The 23,455-nt window shown below is 37.3% G+C and carries 23 protein-coding genes, 1 pseudogene and 4 other annotated features; of the genes and pseudogenes, 16 read left to right on the top strand and 8 right to left on the bottom strand.

Going from position 1 to position 23,455, the window contains the following annotated elements:
• The first annotated feature begins 144 nt into the window (after positions 1 to 144).
• The 8 genes from ytxC to AC1DIT_RS02175 all read left to right on the top strand — a co-directional run bounded on the left by ytxC (position 145) and on the right by AC1DIT_RS02175 (position 7,937).
• Complete coding sequence (ytxC, locus tag AC1DIT_RS02210; RefSeq protein WP_016116574.1) at positions 145 to 1,026, top strand: putative sporulation protein YtxC; 882 nt, start codon at positions 145 to 147, stop codon at positions 1,024 to 1,026.
• Positions 1,027 to 1,057: 31 nt separating this feature from the next.
• Positions 1,058 to 1,286: a binding site (T-box leader), on the top strand.
• 47 nt (positions 1,287 to 1,333) lie between these two features.
• On the top strand, positions 1,334 to 3,265 hold the full coding sequence (gene thrS / locus AC1DIT_RS02205; protein WP_016116573.1) for a threonine--tRNA ligase: 1,932 nt from the start codon (positions 1,334 to 1,336) through the stop codon (positions 3,263 to 3,265).
• Between the two features lie 206 nt (positions 3,266 to 3,471).
• Positions 3,472 to 3,593, top strand: a sequence feature (ribosomal protein L20 leader region).
• Positions 3,594 to 3,654: 61 nt separating this feature from the next.
• Entirely contained in the window at positions 3,655 to 4,158 is a 504-nt protein-coding gene (infC, locus tag AC1DIT_RS02200; RefSeq protein WP_000973214.1) for a translation initiation factor IF-3, read from the top strand.
• 21 nt (positions 4,159 to 4,179) lie between these two features.
• On the top strand, positions 4,180 to 4,380 hold the full coding sequence (gene rpmI / locus AC1DIT_RS02195; protein ID WP_001125945.1) for a 50S ribosomal protein L35: 201 nt from the start codon (positions 4,180 to 4,182) through the stop codon (positions 4,378 to 4,380).
• A 37-nt stretch (positions 4,381 to 4,417) separates the two neighbouring features.
• The gene (gene rplT, locus AC1DIT_RS02190) at positions 4,418 to 4,774 is read left to right on the top strand and encodes a 50S ribosomal protein L20 (RefSeq protein WP_003201011.1); all 357 of its coding nucleotides are present in this window, start codon (positions 4,418 to 4,420) and stop codon (positions 4,772 to 4,774) included.
• A gap of 197 nt (positions 4,775 to 4,971) precedes the next feature.
• On the top strand, positions 4,972 to 5,988 hold the full coding sequence (gene adhP, locus AC1DIT_RS02185) for an alcohol dehydrogenase AdhP (protein WP_476998035.1): 1,017 nt from the start codon (positions 4,972 to 4,974) through the stop codon (positions 5,986 to 5,988).
• Between the two features lie 301 nt (positions 5,989 to 6,289).
• The gene (locus AC1DIT_RS02180) at positions 6,290 to 6,781 is read left to right on the top strand and encodes a dUTP diphosphatase (RefSeq protein ID WP_003200923.1); all 492 of its coding nucleotides are present in this window, start codon (positions 6,290 to 6,292) and stop codon (positions 6,779 to 6,781) included.
• A gap of 70 nt (positions 6,782 to 6,851) precedes the next feature.
• Positions 6,852 to 7,937 (top strand): M42 family metallopeptidase, encoded by a 1,086-nt coding sequence (locus tag AC1DIT_RS02175; protein ID WP_016116571.1) that lies wholly within the window; start codon positions 6,852 to 6,854, stop codon positions 7,935 to 7,937.
• A 40-nt stretch (positions 7,938 to 7,977) separates the two neighbouring features.
• On the opposite strand, the gene AC1DIT_RS02170 is transcribed toward AC1DIT_RS02175, so the two are convergent.
• Positions 7,978 to 8,271 (bottom strand): DUF2691 family protein, encoded by a 294-nt coding sequence (locus tag AC1DIT_RS02170; protein WP_016116570.1) that lies wholly within the window; start codon positions 8,269 to 8,271, stop codon positions 7,978 to 7,980.
• Between the two features lie 16 nt (positions 8,272 to 8,287).
• The gene (locus tag AC1DIT_RS02165) at positions 8,288 to 8,905 is read right to left on the bottom strand and encodes a TetR/AcrR family transcriptional regulator (protein ID WP_006096191.1); all 618 of its coding nucleotides are present in this window, start codon (positions 8,903 to 8,905) and stop codon (positions 8,288 to 8,290) included.
• Between the two features lie 298 nt (positions 8,906 to 9,203).
• On the opposite strand from AC1DIT_RS02165, the gene AC1DIT_RS02160 reads away from it, so the two are divergent.
• A complete protein-coding gene (locus AC1DIT_RS02160; protein WP_016116569.1) occupies positions 9,204 to 9,857 on the top strand; it encodes an HlyD family secretion protein in 654 nt (217 codons plus the stop codon).
• Positions 9,858 to 9,873: 16 nt separating this feature from the next.
• Positions 9,874 to 11,634: a DHA2 family efflux MFS transporter permease subunit gene (locus tag AC1DIT_RS02155; protein ID WP_016116568.1), complete on the top strand. Its 1,761-nt coding sequence runs from the start codon at positions 9,874 to 9,876 to the stop codon at positions 11,632 to 11,634.
• A gap of 38 nt (positions 11,635 to 11,672) precedes the next feature.
• Here the strand turns inward: AC1DIT_RS02155 and AC1DIT_RS02150 are convergent, their stop codons facing one another.
• From AC1DIT_RS02150 to AC1DIT_RS02140, 3 genes are all read right to left on the bottom strand, one after another.
• Positions 11,673 to 12,038, bottom strand: a complete 366-nt coding sequence (locus AC1DIT_RS02150; RefSeq protein WP_016116567.1) for a hypothetical protein — start codon at positions 12,036 to 12,038, stop codon at positions 11,673 to 11,675.
• A 51-nt stretch (positions 12,039 to 12,089) separates the two neighbouring features.
• Positions 12,090 to 12,797, bottom strand: a complete 708-nt coding sequence (locus tag AC1DIT_RS02145) for a CPBP family intramembrane glutamic endopeptidase (protein WP_016116566.1) — start codon at positions 12,795 to 12,797, stop codon at positions 12,090 to 12,092.
• Between the two features lie 146 nt (positions 12,798 to 12,943).
• Positions 12,944 to 13,657, bottom strand: coding sequence for a CPBP family intramembrane glutamic endopeptidase (locus AC1DIT_RS02140; RefSeq protein WP_016116565.1), 714 nt, complete (start codon positions 13,655 to 13,657; stop codon positions 12,944 to 12,946).
• 287 nt (positions 13,658 to 13,944) lie between these two features.
• On the opposite strand from AC1DIT_RS02140, the pseudogene AC1DIT_RS02135 reads away from it, so the two are divergent.
• Positions 13,945 to 14,049: pseudogene (locus tag AC1DIT_RS02135) on the top strand (sigma-70 family RNA polymerase sigma factor); the annotation flags it as partial.
• Positions 14,050 to 14,171: 122 nt separating this feature from the next.
• On the opposite strand, the gene AC1DIT_RS02130 reads toward AC1DIT_RS02135, so the two are convergent.
• Positions 14,172 to 14,753, bottom strand: coding sequence for an HD domain-containing protein (locus tag AC1DIT_RS02130; RefSeq protein ID WP_016116564.1), 582 nt, complete (start codon positions 14,751 to 14,753; stop codon positions 14,172 to 14,174).
• A 175-nt stretch (positions 14,754 to 14,928) separates the two neighbouring features.
• Entirely contained in the window at positions 14,929 to 15,138 is a 210-nt protein-coding gene (gene sspI, locus AC1DIT_RS02125) for a small acid-soluble spore protein SspI (RefSeq protein WP_016116563.1), read from the bottom strand.
• Positions 15,139 to 15,252: 114 nt separating this feature from the next.
• Here sspI and AC1DIT_RS02120 point away from each other — a divergent pair, with 114 nt between their 5' ends.
• From AC1DIT_RS02120 to AC1DIT_RS02100, 5 genes are all read left to right on the top strand, one after another.
• Complete coding sequence (locus AC1DIT_RS02120; RefSeq protein WP_016133276.1) at positions 15,253 to 16,017, top strand: TrmH family RNA methyltransferase; 765 nt, start codon at positions 15,253 to 15,255, stop codon at positions 16,015 to 16,017.
• A 63-nt stretch (positions 16,018 to 16,080) separates the two neighbouring features.
• Positions 16,081 to 16,309, top strand: a binding site (T-box leader).
• Between the two features lie 44 nt (positions 16,310 to 16,353).
• The gene (gene pheS, locus AC1DIT_RS02115; protein ID WP_016116561.1) at positions 16,354 to 17,388 is read left to right on the top strand and encodes a phenylalanine--tRNA ligase subunit alpha; all 1,035 of its coding nucleotides are present in this window, start codon (positions 16,354 to 16,356) and stop codon (positions 17,386 to 17,388) included.
• A gap of 18 nt (positions 17,389 to 17,406) precedes the next feature.
• A complete protein-coding gene (pheT, locus tag AC1DIT_RS02110) occupies positions 17,407 to 19,827 on the top strand; it encodes a phenylalanine--tRNA ligase subunit beta (RefSeq protein WP_016116560.1) in 2,421 nt (806 codons plus the stop codon).
• Positions 19,828 to 20,312: 485 nt separating this feature from the next.
• Positions 20,313 to 20,565, top strand: a binding site (T-box leader).
• 52 nt (positions 20,566 to 20,617) lie between these two features.
• Positions 20,618 to 22,009: an asparagine--tRNA ligase gene (gene asnS, locus AC1DIT_RS02105; protein ID WP_016116557.1), complete on the top strand. Its 1,392-nt coding sequence runs from the start codon at positions 20,618 to 20,620 to the stop codon at positions 22,007 to 22,009.
• A 273-nt stretch (positions 22,010 to 22,282) separates the two neighbouring features.
• Positions 22,283 to 22,417, top strand: a complete 135-nt coding sequence (locus AC1DIT_RS02100; protein ID WP_077294892.1) for a YuzL family protein — start codon at positions 22,283 to 22,285, stop codon at positions 22,415 to 22,417.
• Positions 22,418 to 22,509: 92 nt separating this feature from the next.
• Here the strand turns inward: AC1DIT_RS02100 and rnhC are convergent, their stop codons facing one another.
• The gene (gene rnhC / locus AC1DIT_RS02095; protein WP_016116556.1) at positions 22,510 to 23,448 is read right to left on the bottom strand and encodes a ribonuclease HIII; all 939 of its coding nucleotides are present in this window, start codon (positions 23,446 to 23,448) and stop codon (positions 22,510 to 22,512) included.
• Positions 23,449 to 23,455 lie beyond the last annotated feature (7 nt).

Below are 23,455 nucleotides of genomic sequence, written 5' to 3'. Positions count from 1 at the left end.
CCTTAATATATATAAAATTAGCAAGGATTGTAGAGTGAAGCGGGAGAAGGTATTGCTACTTAGCGCCTAGCTTTCGTGAACTGGACTCTTATGGGGGCTTGAGAGAAAGTAACTCCGTAGAGCGGGATAAAAGGGGGGACAAGAGTGATTGAAATCTGCTTCGAAGAAAAAAATGATGCTGCGCACGTATATCAACAACTGATAAAGAGAACGGAAAAGCTATATAAAGAAACAAGTGTTTATTTATATGAACAAAAGGTAACGATTCATATACCAATATGCGAATCGAATTATATTGAGAAAGTTTTAACACCAGTACTTCTTTATTTTATTGTTAATATAAAACAAAACGAATGGCTTCGTACTATTTTAAAAGAGAAATTTTTTTATGAAGAACAAGAAGAGTGCCATCAAATTTTACATATGGCACATGCTATCTTAAATGGAAAACGAAAAGGAATTGCCCGTGATCTAACACGTAATAAAATTGAAGTCCGTATTATGTCTTCTTTAAAAGGATGGCTCTGTGACCCGCTTTCTTTTTCTTTTTCATCTTATATTCGTTTTCGCCTCCGCGCATATAGGGAGATGGTACACCGACTTGCGGAAGTGGCGATCGATGAATATAAAATGGAGCAAGAATATCAAATGTTTGTAGAAATGCTAAGGCAACAAGTGAGCAGCCGAAAATCACGTTTACCGTGTCTACATCTTGTATTTGATGAAAGTTTTATTTTTTATGATGAAAAGGGAATACGTTTAAAACAAGAAAAATTGGTTCAATATATAGAAGAGGATTTACTAAATAAGCAGGGCGTATATATTGACACGAAGGTAATTGCACCGCTTCTTTCTATTGCGCCGAGAATGATTTATTTGTACACGAAAGAGCAAGATCACAATATGATTGTTACCCTTCAAAATGTATTTCAAGAACGAGTTCAGTTATGTGCACTGCATGAATTTGAACACAACGTGAAAAATTTAAAAAATAAAGGGAACGCCCTTGATTTTCTAAGTTTTTGAGCATATAATTACCTACATAAATGAAATATATTGAAATGTTACGATGAGGACATGAGTGATTTACTACGATTTTCAGAGAGGGAAGCCTTAGGGTGCGAGCTTCCTAGTACGGGTTTATTACTTACCACCTCTAAACTTTAGCAGTGAACATTTTTTCTAGTAATTGCTAACGGCCAACACCGTTATGTTGAACTTGAGCAATTGACAGTTTAGTTAATTGGAACAAGGGTGGAACCACGAATTCAACACTCGTCCCTTTTTACGGGATGAGTGTTTTTTATTTTGAGAAAAAAAGGAGTGACCAGTGATGGCAGATGTAGTTAAAATTACTTTCCCTGATGGAGCTGTGAAGGAGTTTCCAAAAGGAACAACAACTGAAGAAATCGCAGCTTCTATTAGCCCAGGCTTAAAGAAAAAAGCTGTGGCTGGAAAATTAAATGATGAGATGATCGATCTTCGTACACCAATTGAAGAAGATGGTGCAGTTTCAATCATTACATTAGATTCTGAAGATGGCTTATACATTTTACGCCACTCAACAGCCCATCTTTTAGCACAAGCGTTAAAACGCTTATATAAAGATGTAAAACTTGGTATTGGTCCAGTAATCGAAAATGGTTTCTACTACGATATCGATATGGAAGAAGCAATTACAGTTGAGGACTTCCCAAAAATCGAAAAAGAGATGCAAAAGATTGTGAACGAGAATTTAGAAATCGTTCGTCATGAAGTGCCACGTGCGGAAGCACTTCGCCGTTATGAAGAAATTGGCGATGAACTAAAATTAGAATTGATTAACGATCTTCCAGAAGATGCGGTTATTTCAATTTATGAACAAGGCGAATTCTACGACCTTTGCCGTGGGGTTCACCTTCCATCTACAGGGAAAATTAAAGTGTTTAAATTGTTAAGTGTTGCAGGTGCTTACTGGCGTGGCGATAGCAATAATAAAATGCTACAGCGTATTTATGGTACTGCATTCGTGAAGAAAGCAGAATTAGATGAGCATTTACGTATGCTTGAAGAAGCGAAAGAGCGTGACCACCGTAAATTAGGTAAAGAGTTAAAATTATTTACAAATAGCCAAAAAGTAGGACAAGGTTTACCGCTTTGGTTACCAAAAGGTGCAACAATCCGTCGTATTATTGAGCGTTACATTGTTGATAAAGAAGCGAGCTTAGGATATGACCACGTATATACTCCAGTATTAGGAAGCAGAGAGCTTTATGAAACTTCTGGTCACTGGAATCACTACCGAGATGGCATGTTCCCATCAATGGAAATGGATAATGAGGAATTAGTACTTCGTCCAATGAACTGCCCTCACCATATGATGGTGTATAAAAACGATATCCACAGCTATCGTGAATTACCAATTCGTATTGCAGAGCTTGGAACAATGCACCGCTATGAAATGTCGGGTGCACTATCTGGATTACAACGTGTACGTGGAATGACTTTAAATGATGCGCACATTTTCGTTCGTCCAGATCAAATTAAAGAAGAATTAAAACGCGTTGTAAACTTAACTTTAGAAGTATATAAAGACTTCGGTTTAGAAAATTATTCATTCCGCTTATCTTATCGTGATCCAGAAGATACTAAAAAGTATTATGCTGACGATGAAATGTGGGAAAAAGCACAATCTATGTTAAAAGAAGCTATGGATGAAATGGGTCTTGAGTACTATGAAGCTGAAGGTGAAGCTGCATTCTACGGTCCAAAACTTGACGTTCAAGTTCGTACTGCACTTGGAAAAGACGAAACACTTTCAACTGTACAATTAGACTTCTTACTTCCGGAGCGCTTTGAATTAACTTACGTTGGGGAAGATGGTAAACCTCATCGTCCAGTTGTTATTCACCGCGGTGTTGTATCAACTATGGAACGTTTCGTTGCTTTCTTAATCGAAGAGTACAAAGGTGCATTCCCAACATGGTTAGCGCCAGTTCAAGTACAAGTAATCCCAGTTTCTCCGCAAGTACATTTAGACTACGCGAAGAAAGTACAGGAAGACTTGCAACGTGCTGGTATCCGTGTGGAAGTGGATACTCGTGAAGAGAAAATCGGTTATAAAATCCGTGAAGCACAAATGCAAAAAATTCCGTATATGCTTGTAGTAGGTGACAATGAAGTTGCTGAAAACGGCGTAAACGTACGTAAATACGGTGAACAAAAATCAGAAACAATCGCATTAGATGCGTTTGTTGATATGATTAAAGTTGAAGGAAAACGCTAAGGAAAAGGCGCGGCATGCCGCGCCTTTGTTTTATGGATAAGGGGAACAAAAATTAGAAATAATAACCAAACAAGACTTATCATAAAAAAGTATTGCATGTATTCGTGTTGTTTGTTACAATATTTCTTGTTGTTAGTAAAATGCGTCTTCTTGACAGACGTTATATCCTATGGTAAACTCATCAAGGATAATAGAATATTGTTTTGTAGAACAAGTAGAAGCACCCGCTTCTCACCTGATTGACGCATACGCAGTTAGCAGGTAAATGTCTTTCTTACTTAAGATTGTACAAGTGTGGGTGTCCGTATGCCCACACTTTTTTGTTTGGGTTCTATGACTACAAACGTATTCTAAGAAAACCTTGGAGGTGGCTTACTATTAGCAAGGATATGATGATTAACGAGCAAATTCGTGCACGTGAAGTACGTTTAGTTGGTGCGAACGGTGATCAACTTGGCATCAAGTCTCGTAATGACGCTTTAGACTTAGCTGCAAATCTTAATCTTGATTTAGTATTGGTTGCTCCAAATGCGAAACCGCCAGTATGCCGCATTATGGACTACGGTAAATTCCGCTTTGAGCAACAAAAGAAAGAAAAAGAACAGCGCAAAAATCAAAAAGTAATTAGCATGAAAGAAGTTCGTTTAAGTCCAACAATTGATGAACACGACTTTAACACAAAACTTCGTAATGCTATCAAGTTTTTAGAGAAAGGCGACAAGGTTAAAGCGTCAATTCGCTTTAAAGGACGTGCCATTACTCATAAAGAAATCGGTCAACGTGTTTTAGATCGCTTCTCAGAAGCTTGTGCTGAAGTTAGTACAATCGAATCTAAGCCTAAAATGGAAGGACGTAGTATGTTCTTAGTTTTAGCACCGAAAAACGATAAGTAATAGATAGAGGAGGAAATACCTATGCCTAAACAAAAAACTCATCGCGGCGCTGCAAAGCGTTTCAAAAAGACTGGATCTGGTAAACTTAAGCGTTCACACGCTTACACAAGCCATTTATTCGCTAACAAATCTACGAAAGCTAAACGTAAACTACGTAAAGCTGGTGTAGTAAGCGCTGGTGACTTCAAACGCATTCGTCAAATGCTTGACAACTTAAAATAAGTTCGGCTGATATATAGAACAAATAGGAGGTAATATTATGCCAAGAGTAAAAGGTGGTACAGTTACTCGTCAACGTCGTAAAAAAGTTATAAAATTAGCAAAAGGTTACTACGGTTCTAAAAATACATTATTTAAGGTTGCTAACCAACAGGTTATGAAATCTTTACTATATGCATTCCGTGACCGTCGTCAAAAGAAACGTGACTTCCGTAAATTATGGATCACTCGTATCAACGCAGCTGCTCGTATTAACGGTCTTTCTTACAGCCGTTTAATGCACGGTTTAAAAGTTGCTGGTATCGAAGTTAACCGCAAGATGCTTGCTGACTTAGCTGTTCATGACGAAAAAGCTTTCGCTGAATTAGCAACAGTTGCAAAAAACAACTTAAACTAATTGTTCAAAAACCTTAGAAGAATTTTCTTCTGAGGTTTTTTTATTGTTTGGAGCTGCTTTTATAATTAATATAATCGTTCAATAATTTGTGATATATTTCGCAAATTATTGTCATAATTCAACTGCCTCTCGTTTCTTCTATTATATTAAGATGAACTTGTAAGAACTTTTTGTATCTATAACTAGGAGGCGTTTACATGAAAGCAGCAGTTGTAAATGAGTTCAAAGAGAAGTTAGAAGTGAAAGAAGTTCCAAAACCAAAAGCTGGACTTGGTGAAGTTCTTGTACATATTGAAGCATGCGGCGTTTGCCATACAGATTTACATGCGGCGCACGGTGATTGGCCGGTAAAACCGAAACTCCCACTAATTCCAGGACATGAAGGTGTTGGAGTTATTGAAGAAGTAGGGGAAGGTGTTACTCACGTAAAAGTTGGTGACCGGGTTGGAGTACCATGGCTATATTCAGCGTGTGGTCATTGTGAATATTGTTTATCTGGCCGTGAAACGCTTTGCTTAGATCAACATAATGCAGGTTACTCAGTTGATGGTGGTTATGCAGAGTATTGCGTTGCAGCAGCTGATTATGTTGTGAAAGTACCGGATAACTTAGAATTCGTTGATGCAGCACCGCTATTTTGTGCCGGTGTTACAACATATAAAGCATTAAAAGTATCAGAAGCAAAACCTGGCGATTGGGTTGCGATTTTTGGTATCGGTGGCCTTGGGCATTTAGCTGTTCAATATGCAAAAGCAATGGGATTACATGTTGTTGCTGTTGATACTGTAGATGATAAATTAGAGCTCGCCAAAGAACTTGGTGCAGATTTAGCCGTGAATCCACTTAAAGAAGATGCGGTAGCGTGGATATTCGAGAAAGTAAAAGGTGTGCATGCATCTATTTGCACAGCTGTATCAAAACCGGCATTTGATCAAGCGTACCGTTCTATTAGACGAGGTGGCGCGTGTGTAGCAGTAGGGTTACCACCAGAAATGATGGAAGTACCAATCTTCGATACCGTCTTAAATGGCGTGAAAATTATTGGCTCTATCGTAGGGACAAGAAAAKACTTACAAGAAACATTGCAATTTGCCGCAGAAGGAAAAGTAAAAGCAATTATAGAAACACGTCATCTTGATGAAATTAATGAGATTTTTAGTGAAATGGAAGAAGGAAAGATTAATGGACGTGTTGTACTTGATATGACAAAATAAGTATAAAAGCTATAACAATATAGAAGAATATACAGTAAAAAAGTCGGAGGATTTCCTCTGGCTTTTTTACTGTCGTTTAAAGGCATCTTTCCTAGTAGAAACGACACTGCTATAATGGAAAGATGATATGGAAGTTTCATCATATGTAGATGATGTCTGAAACGTATTGATGATTTAGGGACAAGCTATTTTATAAGGGGCTAGGAAGCTAATTAGATAATAAAGGGTAGGATTTTTAAAGCTTACAATAAATATGAGATGAAACAACATTGTTTTTATGCGATGTTGGAGGAGGAATAGAATGGATTTACTACAGCTATTTAAATTACAAAAAGAGTTAGATGATCGTATTGTGAAAGAACATGATTTACAACCGAAGAAATTATTAAAAGAAAAAATGCTAGCACTCCTTGTTGAAATTGGAGAACTTGCAAATGAAACACGTTGTTTTAAATATTGGAGCAAAAAACCAGCAGCTGAACGTGAAGTTATACTTGAAGAATATGTAGATGGTCTGCACTTTATTTTATCGATTGGAATTGACCTAGGAATTGATAAAAACTTCCTATTTTATAAATGTGCTCAAACGAACAAAACACAAGTTGAAATTTTCTTAGACACGTATGCGAAAGTAATTCGTTTTACGGACCAACCGTCTATTACAAATTATATTGAACTATTTACAAGCTACCTTCGTTTAGGACAAGCTCTTGAGTTTGGTCAAGAAGAAATTGAAAAAGCATATTTAGATAAAAACGAAGTCAATCATCAGCGTCAAACACAAGGGTATTGATTTGTTTTTTTGAATATTTCAATTTAATTTTGTATAATGAAGTGAATGAAGAAAAAGGAGGGTGTTGGCAATGACAAAATTAGATTCGACATTGACAATGCTAAAAGAATTAACAGATGCACGCGGGATTGCAGGTAATGAGCGCGAACCACGTGAAGTTATGAAAAAATATATTGAACCGTTTGCAGATGAACTTTCTACAGATAATTTAGGAAGTTTAGTTGCGAAAAAAGTTGGGGAAGAAAACGGTCCGAAAATTATGGTAGCTGGCCACTTAGATGAAGTTGGCTTTATGATTACGCAAATTGATGACAAAGGTTTCCTTCGCTTTCAAACAGTTGGTGGCTGGTGGTCACAAGTTATGCTTGCGCAGCGCGTAACAATTGTAACACGTAAAGGTGATGTAACAGGTGTAATTGGTTCAAAACCACCACACATTTTACCAGCAGAAGCTCGTAAAAAACCGGTTGAAATTAAGGACATGTTTATTGATATCGGTGCTTCTAGCAAAGAAGAAGCAATGGAATGGGGCGTACGACCAGGGGATCAGGTTGTACCATACTTTGAATTCCAAGTGATGAAAAATGAAAAGATGCTACTTGCAAAAGCATGGGATAATCGCATTGGCTGTGCTATTGCAATTGACGTGTTAAAACAATTAAAAGATGAAAAGCATCCAAACGTTGTATACGGCGTTGGAACTGTTCAAGAAGAAGTAGGTCTTCGCGGTGCGAAAACATCTGCACATTATATTAAACCAGATATCGCGTTTGCTGTAGATGTTGGTATTGCCGGCGACACACCAGGAGTAACAGAAAAAGAAGCGCAAAGTAAAATGGGCGATGGGCCACAAATCATTTTATATGATGCATCAGTCATTGGACATACTGGGCTTCGCAATTTCGTAGTTGATGTGGCGGATGAATTAGATATCCCTTATCAATATGATTCTGTAGCTGGTGGCGGGACTGACGCAGGGGCAATTCATATTTCTGTCAATGGTATTCCATCTATGGCGATTACGATTGCAACTCGTTATATTCACTCTCATGCAGCAATGTTACATCGTGATGATTATGAGAATGCAGTGAAGTTAATTGTAGAAGTTATCAAACGTCTTGATAAAGAGGCTGTACATAATATCACATTTAATTAATAAGAAAAAGCGAAGGGGGTTCCCTTCGCTTTTTTATGTTTTACCATGCAGTTATTCTTGTTCTTGTGTCATTTTCATCAGTAATAAATTGTATATTTTTAAATCCGAAGCTGTCTGCATTTTTGTAAAGCAATTCGAGTTTTTCTTTATCTTTGCAGTAAATAACGGTATAACAGCTGTCCACTACGAAAAGAACGAGTTCACACTCACTTTCAACGAATTCTTCATAAGTTTCAATTTCTGAAACTTTGTCTTTCGGATATACTTGTAAATCAGCGAAAATAATACAATACACATTATTTACCAATAGATTTTCAAGGTCAGTACCTTCCATTATTTTATTATCTGTTTCAAAAAGGTCTCTCTAATCCAGCCGCAGTATGAGCCCCTAAAATAATTAAACGTGTAAGCTGCATCGCCATAAAGTGCGGCGTATAAATCATCCCTCTTTTTAACCACGACATAATCATCCCGATATGCGCACCTGTTACATAGCTAATGAGAATATCACGAGGAACCATAAGTTCGTCATCGTCTGGCTGTGAAATAGACAGACTTAACGTTAAATGTGTCTGAATCGTCTTCATCATTTTATAAGAATAGTTTCCGGCTGCTTTGTCTCCGAGCATTACGTTATAAAAGGTTGCATTCTCAGCGATGTGTTCAAATAAGGCTAGAAAAATTGGATTAGGTGAATCAAATGTAAGCTGAAAATCTTCTTTTGTTTGCTTTTTTGGCTTAATCACTTCTGATAAAGATGCTAACATCTCCTCTATACTCTTATCCAATAAATCGTACTTATCATGATAATGGCTATAAAAGGTAGCGCGATTGACAGGAGCACGCTCAGCGATATGCTGCACTGTGACATTTTCAAACCCTTTTTCGCCTACTAAAGCGACAAAAGCATCCTGTATCAATTGTCTCGTTCGTTTTACACGCGGATCGTTTGTATTTTTAATAGACATTTTATTTCTCCTTGCTGAATTTTATTTACTTAATCAACACAAATGTAGTTAATTGTTGGATAAACAACATACATACTTAAATTGTTGGTTGTAGATTCAAAATAATTATTTATAATTATAAAGGATATTCCTTTAGAAAACTGCACCGCTCGCATGCAAACAAGAATCTGTTTTGTTATGCAAAAGGTGTGCTTTTTTTTGGTTAATGGTTAACATAATTAACAATTAAAGAGTATAAACAAAAGGAATATAAATAGTTTAGTAAAAAAATTATATGCGATATAAGGAGAGGAAAGCAATGAATCAATTTCGAAGAATGGTGATTATTAATATTATCACATTAATTGTATTAGTTGGCGGCGGTATCGGCGGTTATTACTACTACAACCAATCTGAAAATTACTTGAAAACAGATAATGCAAAAATTGATGGAAAAGTGATTCCAATTGCATCACCAGTAGCAGGGAAATTAGCAGAATGGAAAGCCGAAGTAGGTAAGAGCTACAATGAAAACGATAAATTAGGTGCTGTTACTGTATCAGGACAAAATGGTGAGCAAACAATCGACGTAACAATTCCTCAAAATGCAACAGTTGTTCAATCCAACGCAACAACAAATGCGTTTGTCGGAGCAGGTAGTCCAATTGCATATGCATACGATATGAACGATTTATGGGTAACAGCAAATATTGAAGAAACAGACATTGATAGTGTACAAAAAGGTCAAGAAGTAGACGTATATGTAGATGCATATCCTGATACAACATTAACAGGAAAAGTAGAACGAGTTGGATTAACAACAGCAAATACGTTCTCTATGTTACCATCAAGCAATGCAACAGCAAATTATACGAAAGTAACACAAGTTGTACCAGTTAAAGTTTCTTTAGATCATAGCAAATCAGTAAATATTGTTCCTGGAATGAATGTGACAGTTCGCATTCATAAGTAAGGGGGGGGAAGATAAAATGTCCTCAGGTTTAATTGTAGGATATGCATTATTTTGTATCATCGTCTTCTTCCTTGTAAATCGTCTTTTAAGAAAGAAAAAAACGAACGCGGGAGAAGAACAAGTCCCAGCCGTAAGTAAGATAGAAACAACGCAATCAGAGCAAGAACCTTCAAATGTAGTCGAATTAGAAACAACAAAGCAAGAAACATCAAAACTTGAAAAAGAAGCACCGAAAAAGCAATTGCCGGTAGAGAATGTCAATGTAAAAGCAGTTGTAGCAGTATTAATTCTCGGTATGTTCGTTTCGATTTTAAATCAAACAATCATTAATGTTGCTTTGCCACCATTAATGAATGAATTCAACGTATCAACTTCAACAGCGCAATGGTTAATTACAGGATTTATGCTTGTGAACGGGATTTTAGTGCCAATTAGCGCCTTCTTAGTTTCTCGGTTTACGTATCGAAAATTGTTTGTAGCAGCTATGCTATTCTTTACAGTCGGCTCTATTATTTGTGCGTTATCTGGAACCTTCACAATGATGATGATAGGGCGTGTAATTCAAGCGGTAGGCGCTGGTATCTTAATGCCAGTTGGTATGAATATTTTCATGACTTTGTTCCCGCCGCATAAGCGCGGAGCTGCAATGGGATTACTTGGAGTGGCAATGATTTTAGCGCCAGCTATCGGACCAACTGTAACAGGTTGGGTTATTGAAAATTATAGCTGGAACTTAATGTTCTACGGGATGTTCACTATCGGTTTAATCATCATAGTACTATCTTTAAAATTCTTTACACTAGCTCAGCCAGTTTATAAAATAAAGTTAGATATGTTTGGCGTTATTAGTTCAAGTATTGGACTTGGTAGCTTACTGTATGGATTTAGTGAAGCTGGAAATAACAGCTGGAGCAGTGCCGAAGTTGTGATTTCACTTATCATTGGTGTAATTGGTATAGCATTATTCATTTGGAGAGAGATGACGACGGATAACAAAATGCTGGATTTACAAGTGTTTAAATATCCAACGTTTACTTTTACATTATTAATTAACGCCATTGTAACAATGGCATTATTCGGAGGTATGTTACTACTTCCTGTATACCTTCAAAATATTCGTGGCTTTACGCCAATTGAATCAGGTCTCCTACTTCTTCCAGGATCATTAATTATGGGGATTATGGGACCAATCGCAGGTAAGTTATTTGATAAGTATGGTATTCGCCCGCTAGCAATAGTTGGATTAGCGATTACGACATATGCAACGTATGAATTTACGCAGCTAACGATGGATACACCATATAGCGTCATTATGACGGATTATATTATACGTTCATTTGGTATGTCATTCATTATGATGCCAATTATGACAGCAGGTATGAACGCACTGCCGATGAAATTAATTTCTCACGGTACAGCAACACAAAATACATCTAGACAAGTAGCAGGTTCAATTGGTACAGCAATCTTAATTACAATTATGACGCAGCAAACAACCAATCACGTAGCGGATTATGGGAATATGATAACAAAAACAAATCCAATTTTAGTTGATAAAGTGCACGGAATGGGACAAAGCTTGGCATCCGTAGCTGGATCAGCACAAGCTGGAGATGCGATGAGCTCACAACTATTATTCGGGCAAATTTCGAAGCTGTCTGCGATTAATGGTATTAATGATGCTTTCTTAATTGCAACAATATTAGCGGGTATTGCCTGGGTATTATCATTATTCTTGCCATCAGGCAATAAGCCGAACCGAAAAGCAGGGAATTAATTTTCTCTGCTTTTTCTGTGTTCTTATATTCTAAAAAACTACATCGGCAGAGACATCAATTGATAGAAAATAGCTCCCAGTACTCCTGCCGAACAAATGATAATCCCCATATTGCGAATGCTCTTAATTTGATTACGTATCCCGCTTATACCTGCCAATAAGCCAGCTAAAGCGAAAAGAATCCAGTACAGGACAGTTGGAATTGGTAAGATCTTATTGCCATCAATCCCCATTCCCCAGAAAATAAAAGGCATAGCGACGAATGAGAAACAAATAATCCCCATTGTAATAACAAGTAGCTTTCGATACCTGACTCCTGCTATAACTAAATAAATTCCACCAACTATTCCACATGATACAAGTACGGGCATAAAGAAAACCCACAGAAAGCTTAATATTTGCATATTATAAATTCCTCCTAATTTGTAAGTTGTATTTTACAATAAAAGGTTTATTTAATAAAAGAAAGAAGAAGTATTGATAATGATATGAAGTAGCATAGCTGGAATGATAGATTTTGTTTGTTTATATAACAATGCGGCAAATAGTCCAGTAATAAATGCACTCACCATCACACCAACTGAATATGTATGAGCGATGCCAAATAATAGACTGGATAAAAGCGCAGCTGGCCAAAATGTAAACTTCTCTTCAAAGAAACGTAAAAGCAATCCCCTGCATACAAGTTCCTCATAAATAGGTGTAATGATTCCGACTGCGAGAACTAATAGAAATTTATAGTGCTCTAAAGTAGCGAAATCTAGCACATCTAGCTGTTCTTGTAAGGATTCAGGGAATAGTTTATCTAATATAAAGAAGTCGATAAAAGCACCAATCACATAATAAATTAGTACATAGATGTACATGCGAAAAGTTTTTAAACATTGAAAATCAACAGCTGGTAAAACAAGTTGTCTAAGTGGCTTATACTTCATCGTGTATAGTACCAAAAAGAGTAGAGCTACGAATTCATAGCTAATATTTTTTAACGATTCAAGTAAAGGTGCATTTGTATTTTGGTTAGCTTGCTCATACAACCAAATTGGAAGTATGGTAAAAGCAGAATTTATGAGTGGAAAACAGAAAAAGAGAACTAACAAAATCCCAAGAAATTGAAGCCATGATGTTTTGGTCCAATGATCTAACTGTGTACGTATTTGCAAAGCTATACTCCTTTTTCATTTAATAGATTAAAGTTTCAATTTATCACGTTATTTGTGGGCAGTAAGACTCCACGCCTCAAGATTCAGAGAGAAACAAGGGAGATAGGTGGGGGATGAAGAAAACCCCCACTGATTAAAGTTTCGCTTTACAAAAACGCTAGCGTATTATTCATAATATGAAATAGCATGGCTGGAAGGATGGAGTTTGTTCGTTTACATAAAATAGCCATCAATAGCCCCATAAGGAAAGTTACAACCATAACGCCGAGTGAGTATGTATGAGCAATACCAAAGATTAAGCTCGTCCCAATTGCAGCAATCCAAAATGGAAAACGTTCTGAGAAGAAACGAAGGATGATACCCCGGAAAATAATTTCTTCAAAAATAGGAATGAAAATTGCAGATCCAATAATTAATAAAATTCGATATTGCTTTAGAACATCCAAGTTTAAAGCTGATGCTTGTTGCGTTGTCGCATCAGGAAATAGATGTGTTAAGATTAATGAATTCAAGACGATATTTAAGATGAAGAAAAGAACTAAGTATACGTAAGTACTCACTTTTTTTAGTGCCTTGAAATTGAAGGCGGATGATAATAACTTTTTTGCTGGTTCATACTTATAGATGAATAACAATAAAACGAGCAGTTGTAATAAAGTGCTCGCAGTATTTCCAAGTGATTCATATAGAGCAATTGTCTTTTTATTTGTAATGCCTTCACTATAAATCGTAAGCGGGAGTAATATAAATAAGCCGCTTAGTAGTCCTGTTCCAAAAAAGGCAAATAAAGAAGAACCCAAAAATTGTAACCAGGACATAGAGTGTTTTGGACCGTATGTAAGTTGCGTAGTCGCTTGCATATATCGAATCTCCTCTTTATATTTATATATAAAAATTATACACATTTAGTTTCGGTATGTCATTGTCTAATATTACATAATAATCAGACATTTAAAGTTAGAAATGAATGATTAAGAAACAAAATGGAAAAGTACTACATTTCGTTATTGATTGATAGGATGGACTCATCAAAGGTATTTATTCAAAAGTATTTAATTTCTTTAGACGACGCACATGAAGAATGTATGGATGATATACAGTTAGTTATTCGGGGGAACATTGAAAAATAGAATATAGTCTGATATAAATTATTTTTACACCCACAGTCACATCAGGTGAAGAGGGAGAGAAGAAAACAGATTACCGAAAAGTGTTAAATGAGGAAGTGTTTGAAGTTGTTGTAAAATCATAAAAGAGGTATCGCTATGTAGCGGTGCCTCTTTTTATAATTCAATTTATGATTATCCTAATTCCATTCACTTATATGTGTGATGGGTGTTGTATGGATTGCCAATCCGGTATATTAAAAATATATTACTGGTTAACAAATTCGCTCTGTTCTTTTTTTTTATTTACAGAAATATGGGCATAGGACGTGGCTTGTGTTTGTAATTCGCGAGCTACCATTTTGTCTAATTGCTGAATTGCTTTGAGAGCTTTTTCATAAGAAATTGTCCGGTAGTGATGCACTCCGCCTGGCTCTTCATCTGCTTCGTCCGCCCACTTAATAATATTTTGTAGAGGTGTTCTTTCAATTGTTTGTTCTACTAGAAAAGAATCGGTATGCAGGAGAATAGCAACAGAAATTTCCTTTGCTTGCTTCGGGTGTTCTCCTAATCGGATTAATAATTTATGAGCTCTTTCCGCTCCTTTAATCGCATGTATATCATTCTTTTTATACAATTCATAGTCCCATTCTCCACCTGTGTACCATGTATGATGTCCTATGTCATGAAGAAAACCAGCCTTTGTTGCCGCATCGACTGAGGCGTGATGCTTTTTGGCTAAGTGAAACGCATGGTAAGCGACTGCAATCGCATGGACCATTCCAGAACGGTTGACATATTTTTGTGTGATATGATGTTGAAAAATTTGTTCAAGCGTAATACGGTGCATAAAACATTCACTCCTTTTATCTATTGATGTATATAAAGAAAATCGATAGGTTTAAATGTATTTTGAACATTGTACTCCATCACGTTATGTTAGTAAAGTAGAAATGTTTAGGAGGAGAGAATTTTTTATGCATATAAAAATCACCTTCGCTCATGCCAAGGTGATTTCCTATTCTTTATTTTTTTAGCCCTTGCTCAAGTGTTTCTAACATCTCATGTTTTCCATTTTCGTTGGCATTTTGCCAAATGACTTCAAATAAAACACCAAGCCCTGGAAGCATTTTTTCTTCACCACTTTGAATTGCTTCTACAATTGTCTCTTGTAACTCGCCCTGCGTATTTCCTGCAATGTTTGCTAATACAGCACCGCGTAGATTAAAGTTCATTCTTTTCACCTCTTCTTCTGAATTGAAACTGACGTTAGTTTTTGTTCTTTTTTATGTAAATATGTATGAAAAATAGGCTATAATGAGAAGACAAGAAGAGAGGGAATACATAGAATGAAAAACATTGATTCAGTACAAAATCCGCGTGTAAAGCAGTGGAAAAAGCTACAGACGAAAAAAGAGCGCGATAAAAAAGGTTTATTCTTTGTAGAAGGATTTCATTTAGTAGAGGAAGCTTTAAAAGCAGGAGTTATAACAGAACTTATCGTCTCAGATCAGACAGATCTTCCGAAAGATTGGACGGTTACTGATGTTGAAATGTATATTGTGCCGGAAGCAATTGTAAAGGTACTTCGTGAAACAGAAACGACGCAAGGTGTATTTGCTGTTTGTGAGAAGCGTGAGAAAGAAATCGCTCTTACAGATGGGAAATTTCTATTATTAGATGGTCTACAAGACCCAGGTAATTTAGGAACAATTATTCGTACAGCAGATGCAGCTGGTATCCAGGCCGTTGTGCTTGGAGAAGGATGCGTGGATGCTTATAATAGTAAAGTGCTCCGCTCTACACAAGGTTCGATCTTCCATTTACCGATTGTAAAAGGAAGCTTAGAAGAATGGGTAGATAAGTTAAAAGAAAAGAACGTTCCTGTATACGGAACAGCGCTTGAAAACGGAGTTCCATATGGTAAAGTAACGCCGACAGGAAGTTTTGCATTAATTGTAGGAAACGAAGGAAATGGTGTACGCCAAGAAATTCTTACAAAATGTAATCAAAACTTGTATATTCCGATTTATGGCGGGGCAGAATCATTAAATGTTGCGGTTGCTGCTGGAATTTTAACGTATTATTTACAAAGCCCAGTTGCGAACAGGTAAAAAACTTCTTATAATAAATTGAAGTACATGTTCATGATGAACATATAATAAAAGTGAAATAATGAAAAGACGTTGATAGAGAAGAGTAGCTTGCAAAATCGCCATATAGGGAGAGAGTGCCGTAGACTGAAAGCATTCTTATGGTAGACGGAAGTGAATTCACCTCTGGAGTTGACGCCAGGACCATTGATATGTAAAGGCGTTCCGGCCAAAGTTGGCCGTTATAACAATTAAGTGGGCAGACTTGTTCTGTCAATTTAGGGTGGTACCGCGAATTTACCTCGTCCCTTTTTAGGGAGCGAGGTTTTTTTATTTTTAAAATTAGGAGGGTTCCAAATGGAAGCACGTTTAAAAGAGCTAAAGCAAAAAGCGTTAGAGCTGATTGAAGAAGCGAAAGAGCTAAAAGGCTTAAACGATGTACGCGTTGCGTATTTAGGAAAAAAAGGTCCAATTACAGAAGTGTTACGCGGCATGGGGAAATTATCAGCAGAAGAGCGTCCACGTATGGGAGCATTAGTAAATGAAGTACGTGAAGCAATTCAAACACGTTTAGAAGACAAAATTAACCACTTAGAAAAAGCAGTAATCGAAGAAAAATTAGCATCTGAAACAATTGATGTTACATTACCAGGTCGTCCTGTAGAAACAGGCTGCCACCATCCATTAACAGCGGTTGTTGAACAAATTGAAGATGTATTTATCGGTATGGGATATGAAGTGGCTGAAGGAACAGAAGTAGAGAAAGATTACTACAACTTCGAAGCGTTAAACTTACCGAAAGATCACCCAGCGCGTGATATGCAAGATACATTCTACATTACAGAAGAAACGTTACTACGTACACATACATCTTCTGTGCAAGCAAGAACAATGGAAAAGAATGCAGAAAAAGGCCCAATTAAAATTATTTGTCCTGGTAAAGTGTATCGCCGCGATGATGACGATGCGACGCATTCACAYCARTTCATGCAAATTGAAGGTCTTGTAATTGAYAARAAYATTCGCATGAGTGAYTTAAAAGGTACAYTRCAAGTATTCGTGAAAAAGATGTTCGGTGAAGATCGTGAAATYCGTCTTCGTCCAAGTTTCTTCCCATTCACTGAACCATCTGTWGAGATGGATATTTCTTGTATGATGTGTCACGGKAAAGGTTGCGGCACTTGTAAAGGRACWGGCTGGATTGAAATTTTAGGYGCAGGTATGGTTCATCCGAACGTACTTGAAATGGCTGGTTATGATTCAAAAGAATATCAAGGTTTCGCATTCGGTATGGGTGCAGAGCGTATCGCAATGTTAAAATACGGCGTTGATGACATTCGTCATTTCTATACAAATGATGTACGTTTCTTACAACAATTCAAACGAGCGTAAGGGAAGGAGAGGATAAATATGTTCGTATCATATCGTTGGTTACAAGAGTATGTAGATATTAAAGATGTAACGGCACAAGAACTAGCAGATAAAATCACGAAAAGTGGTATTGAAGTAGAAGGTATTGAAGTATTAAATAAAGGTGTAAAAGGTGTTGTCGTTGGTCACGTATTAGAATGTGAAAAACACCCAGAAGCTGATAAATTAAGTAAATGTCTTATCGACATCGGTGAAGAAGAGCCGGTACAAATCATTTGCGGTGCTCCTAACATTGCAAAAGGTTTAAAAGTACCAGTTGCGAAAGTTGGCGCTGTTCTTCCTGGTAACTTCAAAATTAAAAAGGCAAAACTACGCGGTGAAGCTTCTCATGGTATGGTTTGTGCATTGCAAGAGCTTGGCATTGACGGAAAACTAGTTGCGAAAGAATATGCAGACGGTATCTTCATTTTCCCAAGCGATGCAGAAGTTGGTGCAGATGCACTTGAAATCTTAAACTTACACGATGAAGTGCTTGAGCTTGGCTTAACACCAAACCGTGCAGATTGCTTAAACATGTTAGGTGTTGCATATGAAGTAGCTGCTATTTATGGCCGTGAAGTGAAGCTTCCAGCTAGTGACTTACAAGAAATAGCAGAAAAAACTTCTGACTATATTTCTGTAAGTGTAGAAGCAACAGAGCAAAACCCATTATATATCGCAAAAATGGTGAAAAACGTAAAAGTTGGTCCATCACCAATGTGGATGCAAACTCGCCTTATGGCAGCGGGCATTCGTCCAATTAGCAACGTAGTTGATATTACAAACTACATTTTAATTGAATACGGCCAACCATTACATGCATTTGACTATGATAAATTAGGTTCAAAAGAAATCATTGTTCGTCTTGCAAAAGAAGGCGAAGCAATTCAAACATTAGATGATCAAGAGCGTAAATTACATGATCATCACCTTGTTATTACAAACGGCACAAAAGCGTTAGCGGTTGCTGGTGTAATGGGCGGAGCAGAATCTGAAGTTGACAACGATACAGTAAACGTTCTGATCGAGTCTGCATACTTTGCAGGGCAAACAGTGCGCCGCACATCAAAAGACTTAGGTCTTCGCAGTGAATCAAGTGCACGTTTTGAAAAAGGAATCGACCCAACACGTACATTTGAAGCAATTCAACATGCAGCTGCTTTAATGGCAAAATACGCTGGCGGAGAAGCGCTTGAAGGTGTAGCAGAAGTTGATAACTTACAAGTGCAAGAGCGCACAGTGTCTGTGACAGCTGAAAAAGTAAACCGTGTATTAGGTACAGAAATCTCTGCAAGTGAGATGGGTACAATCTTCACAAACTTCAAGTTCCCATTCACAGAAGTAGAAGGAACATTCCATGTGAACGTACCAGCACGTCGTCCTGATATTACAATCTCAGAAGACTTAGTAGAAGAAGTAGGTCGTCTGTATGGTTACGATCATATTCCAGTTACATTACCAACTGGTACAATGACACGTGGTAAATTAACAGCTGCACAAACAAAACGCCGTAAAGTACGTCGTTACTTAGAAGGCGCTGGCTTATATGAAGCAATTACGTATTCATTAACAAGCGCTGACAAAGCGAAACAATTTATGGTTGAGCCGAACGAAAAAGCACCTGTTAACCTTGCACTTCCAATGAGTGAAGAGCGCAGTCAACTTCGTTTAAGCTTAGTACCACAATTGCTAGAAGCAGTTTCATATAACAACGCTCGTAAAAATGACAGTGTTGCATTATATGAAGTAGGTTCTATCTTCTTACCAACAGAAGCAGGTGAACTTCCGAAAGAAGAACAGCATCTTGCTGGTGTTATGACAGGTCTTGCTCTTCATCATGCATGGCAAGGTGAGAAGAAAGTCGTTGACTTCTTCGTTGCAAAAGGTGTGTTAGAAGGATTATTCGACGGACTTGGCGTTGCAAGCAATATCACATATGCTCCTGCAAAACGTGAAGGTATGCACCCAGGACGTACAGCCGATATCTTACTAGACGAAGAAGTAATTGGTTTCATCGGTCAGTTGCACCCAGAAACGCAAAAACAATTAGATGTGAAAGATACATTCGTATTCGAACTATCTCTTGTAAAAGTATTCGGTGCAGACGTAGAAGAAACTTACTATACAGCAATCCCGCGTTTCCCATCTATGACACGTGATATGGCTGTTGTCGTAACGACAGATGTAAAAGCAGGCGAAATGAAGCAAGTTATTAGCGAAGCGGGCGGAGAACTTCTAAAAGAAGTAACACTATTTGACTTATACGAAGGTGAGAAAATGGAAGAAGGCAAGAAGTCACTTGCATTCTCTATGAACTACTTCGATCCAGAACGTACATTAACAGACGAAGAAGTAACAGAAGCACATAGCCGTGTATTAACGGTAGTAGAAGAGAAGTTTGGTGCGGAGTTACGTAAATAATTTTTACATGTGAAAGAGAGGATCATCACTCATGATAAGAGTGATGATCCTCTTTTTTTATGAAAAGAAAAAATCAATGCAACCAAATACTAGTTTTTTGTATCTAATAGGGTGTAAAGAACATGAAAACAATCGTATATTGAAATTAATTAGCAAGGGGGTTCTTGAATGGGAAAGTTAGAAGCCTTGGTGAAAAAGGCGAAAAAGGGAGATGGGGAAGCTTTTGTTTCTCTTGTGCAACGCTATGAAGATGGTAGACGAAACAGGAAAAGAATATAAATCAAAAGGGTATAGTCAGGATGTTGAGAATGGTAAAACGATTGTCTATGTTAATTTCTCGATTACTTCTTATGACAAAGCGAATACATTGAAGCTCCAAATGAAGAAGTTTGGAGAAATAGAATTAGTTAGGAAATAAAGTGAAAGATATAAGACAACTTGCATCTTTCCTACGAATGTAGTACATTAATTTTAGTTTAACAAAATGAAAGACGATGATAAGGAAAAGTAGTATATACTATAATCCATAGCGAGTCAGGGGCGGTGAGAGCCTGATGAGGCGGTATATGTGAAGAACACCTTGGAGTTGCTAACCGAAATTGAAGCTTGTATTCAAGAGTAGACTTAGACGGGAATCCGGCCTGTTACAAACCGGGAAGTATGTACATACATACGAGTTAAAGTTGGTCTTTATGACAAATTGGGTGGTACCGCGAAGTTTAACCTTTCGTCCCTTTATGGATGAAAGGTTTTTTTGTATTCAAATATATCAGCAAAGGAGAATTTCACTATGGAAAACACATTAGTAAAAAGTCTGTATAGAGATACAGATAAATACGTAGATCAAAAAGTACAAGTATCAGGTTGGATTCGTAACTTACGTGATTCAAAAGCATTTGGTTTCATCGAATTAAACGACGGTAGCTTCTTCAAAAGCGTTCAAATCGTTTTCGATACAGAATTAGATAACTTCAAAGAAATTGCGAAACTTCCACTTAGCTCTTCAGTTAAAGTAGAAGGTAAAGTAATTGCAACACCTGGAGCAAAGCAACCATTTGAAATTAAAGCAGAAAAAATTGATATCGAGGGCTTATCAGATTCTGATTACCCACTTCAAAAGAAACGTCATACGTTTGAATACTTACGTACAATTGCTCATTTACGTCCAAGAACAAATGCATTCTCTGCAACATTTAGAGTGCGTTCTATCGCGGCATTTGCGATTCACCAGTTCTTCCAAGAGCGCGGTTTTGTACATGTTCATACACCAATTATTACTGGTAGTGATACAGAAGGTGCAGGCGAAATGTTCCGCGTAACAACACAAGACATGAATAACGTGCCAAAAGGTGAAGATGGAAAAGTTGATGAATCAAAAGACTTCTTCGGCAAAGAAACAAACTTAACAGTAAGTGGACAACTTAATGCTGAAGCTTATGCATTAGCGTTCCGTGATGTATACACATTCGGACCTACATTCCGCGCAGAAAACTCAAACACAACTCGCCACGCAGCTGAGTTCTGGATGGTTGAGCCTGAGATTGCATTCGCTGAACTTGAAGATGTAATGGATCTGACAGAAGATATGCTGAAATATGCAATGAAATATGTACTAGAGCATGCACCAGAAGAAATGGAATTCTTCAACAGCTTTGTTGATAAAACAGTTCTAGAGCGCATGAACAACGTAATTAACTCTGACTTCGGCCGTATCACATATACAGAAGCAATTAAAGTGCTTCAAGAGTCAGGTGCAGACTTCAAATATCCAGTAGAATGGGGTATTGACTTACAAACAGAGCACGAAAGATACTTATCAGAAGAAATCTTCAAACGCCCTGTATTCGTAACTGACTATCCGAAAGACATTAAAGCATTCTACATGCGTATGAATGATGACGGTAAAACAGTAGCTGCTACTGACCTTCTCGTTCCTGGCATTGGTGAATTAATCGGCGGAAGTCAACGTGAAGAAAGAATGGATGTTTTAGTAGACAGAATTAAAGAATTAGGTATGAATGAAGAAGACTACTGGTGGTACTTAGAACTTAGAAAATACGGCGGCACAAAACACGCTGGATTTGGCCTAGGTTTCGAACGTTTCCTAATGTACATCACTGGTATGGCTAACATTCGTGACGTAATTCCATTCCCAAGAACTCCAGGTTCTTCGGAGTTTTAAGATGGTAAAAAAGCGAGAGCAATTGCTCTCGCTTTTTTTATATTGAAGCCTTTCTCTCGCACAGCTGAGGTTGCATTGGATATGGATGCCGCAAAGCGTCTATGGGATATTAGTGAAGAGCAGACTCATCTCTCAGGAAAATAGAACTAGCGTTAATAGAAATGAAAGTGTAAGAGTGACTTTATACTGATTGGATCGGCAGTATATATTTTGATTATTATGCTGTATAGTTTCTCGCCTCTAAGTAAAAAGTAACGCGAAGGGGTGAATAAAATGGGCAAAAAGATTAAAAAAGATCCTTCTAGAGCAAGTCTTGGTTCCTCGCAAGTCGAAGGGCAAGGAACTACAACAAACGAAACGGGTTCTTTTAAAGTATCTTCATCAAATAAGAGACAAAAACGAAGCTAAACATATAAATAAGAGTAGTCATGTCGACTACTCTTATTTATATGTTTTTATTTTGTTTAGTTCATTTATATATTGTCGATACTGAAAAATAGTTATTTTTTCAGTAAACGAAATGCTTTTTCTGTATTTGCAAAGTGAAGTTTCACAAACTCAGGAAGTCGTTCTTTTCCAAGTTTTTGAATCAATTTAGCCGCGGCAATATCAACTTGCTTGCCTGCCCCCTTCGAAAGTGGCATACCCGCTTTTTTGCTTAGTTCATCAAACTGTTTTACGAATGAGTAGCGAGCTAAAATGGAGGCTGCTGCAACTGCTAAATGGACACTCTCGCCTTTTGTTGCAAAATACACGTTTTCACGCTGGACTTCTTTTTGTTTTGTTAAGTATTTATAATATGTATCAGGTTGTGTAAATTGGTCAATTAGGATGCCTTCTGGCTTTGTCGGCGCGATCTTTTTTAGTAAATTTGTAAGAGCTTTATTGTGTAAGAGCGCTTTTAGTTTACCTTGATTGTTCCCTTTTTCGAACAGTTCGTTATATTTTTCATTATGCAAAACGAGAGAGCTGTAAGGAACAACGCTAAGTAGTTGCTTTGCAATTTCAGCAATTTGCGCATCGTTTAAATTTTTAGAGTCTTTTACACCAAGTTCTTTTAACAATGGAATTTGCTTTGCATCTACATATACAGCAACAACTGTCATCGGTCCGAAGTAATCTCCAGTACCTACTTCATCGGATCCTGCTATAGACATTGTTCCAATGGAAGAAGGCGGGGCATAGCAGTGTGAATTTGCCGTTTTTTTAACAGAAGATTTAGGTGCTTGAGAAACATTTTGCCAACGTGCTGCTTCTTCTAGAGCACGAGTACCTTGAAACATTACTTTGCCTGATTTATAGGCTGTAATTGTACAAGATGGGACTTTTGCCATAAAGACACCGCCTTGCGGAACTTTCGGTGCAATTGCTTGTTTATATTGCTGTTTCATATCTTCAATTGTTCTAGAACTTGTTTGGATTACGATAGAATTTGACAAAGTAGTC

It is taken from the genome of Bacillus sp. 05T22 (assembly GCF_056396765.1).
The sequence above is the reverse complement of the archived record's forward strand: the minus strand, read 5'-3'. Positions and strand labels throughout refer to the sequence as shown.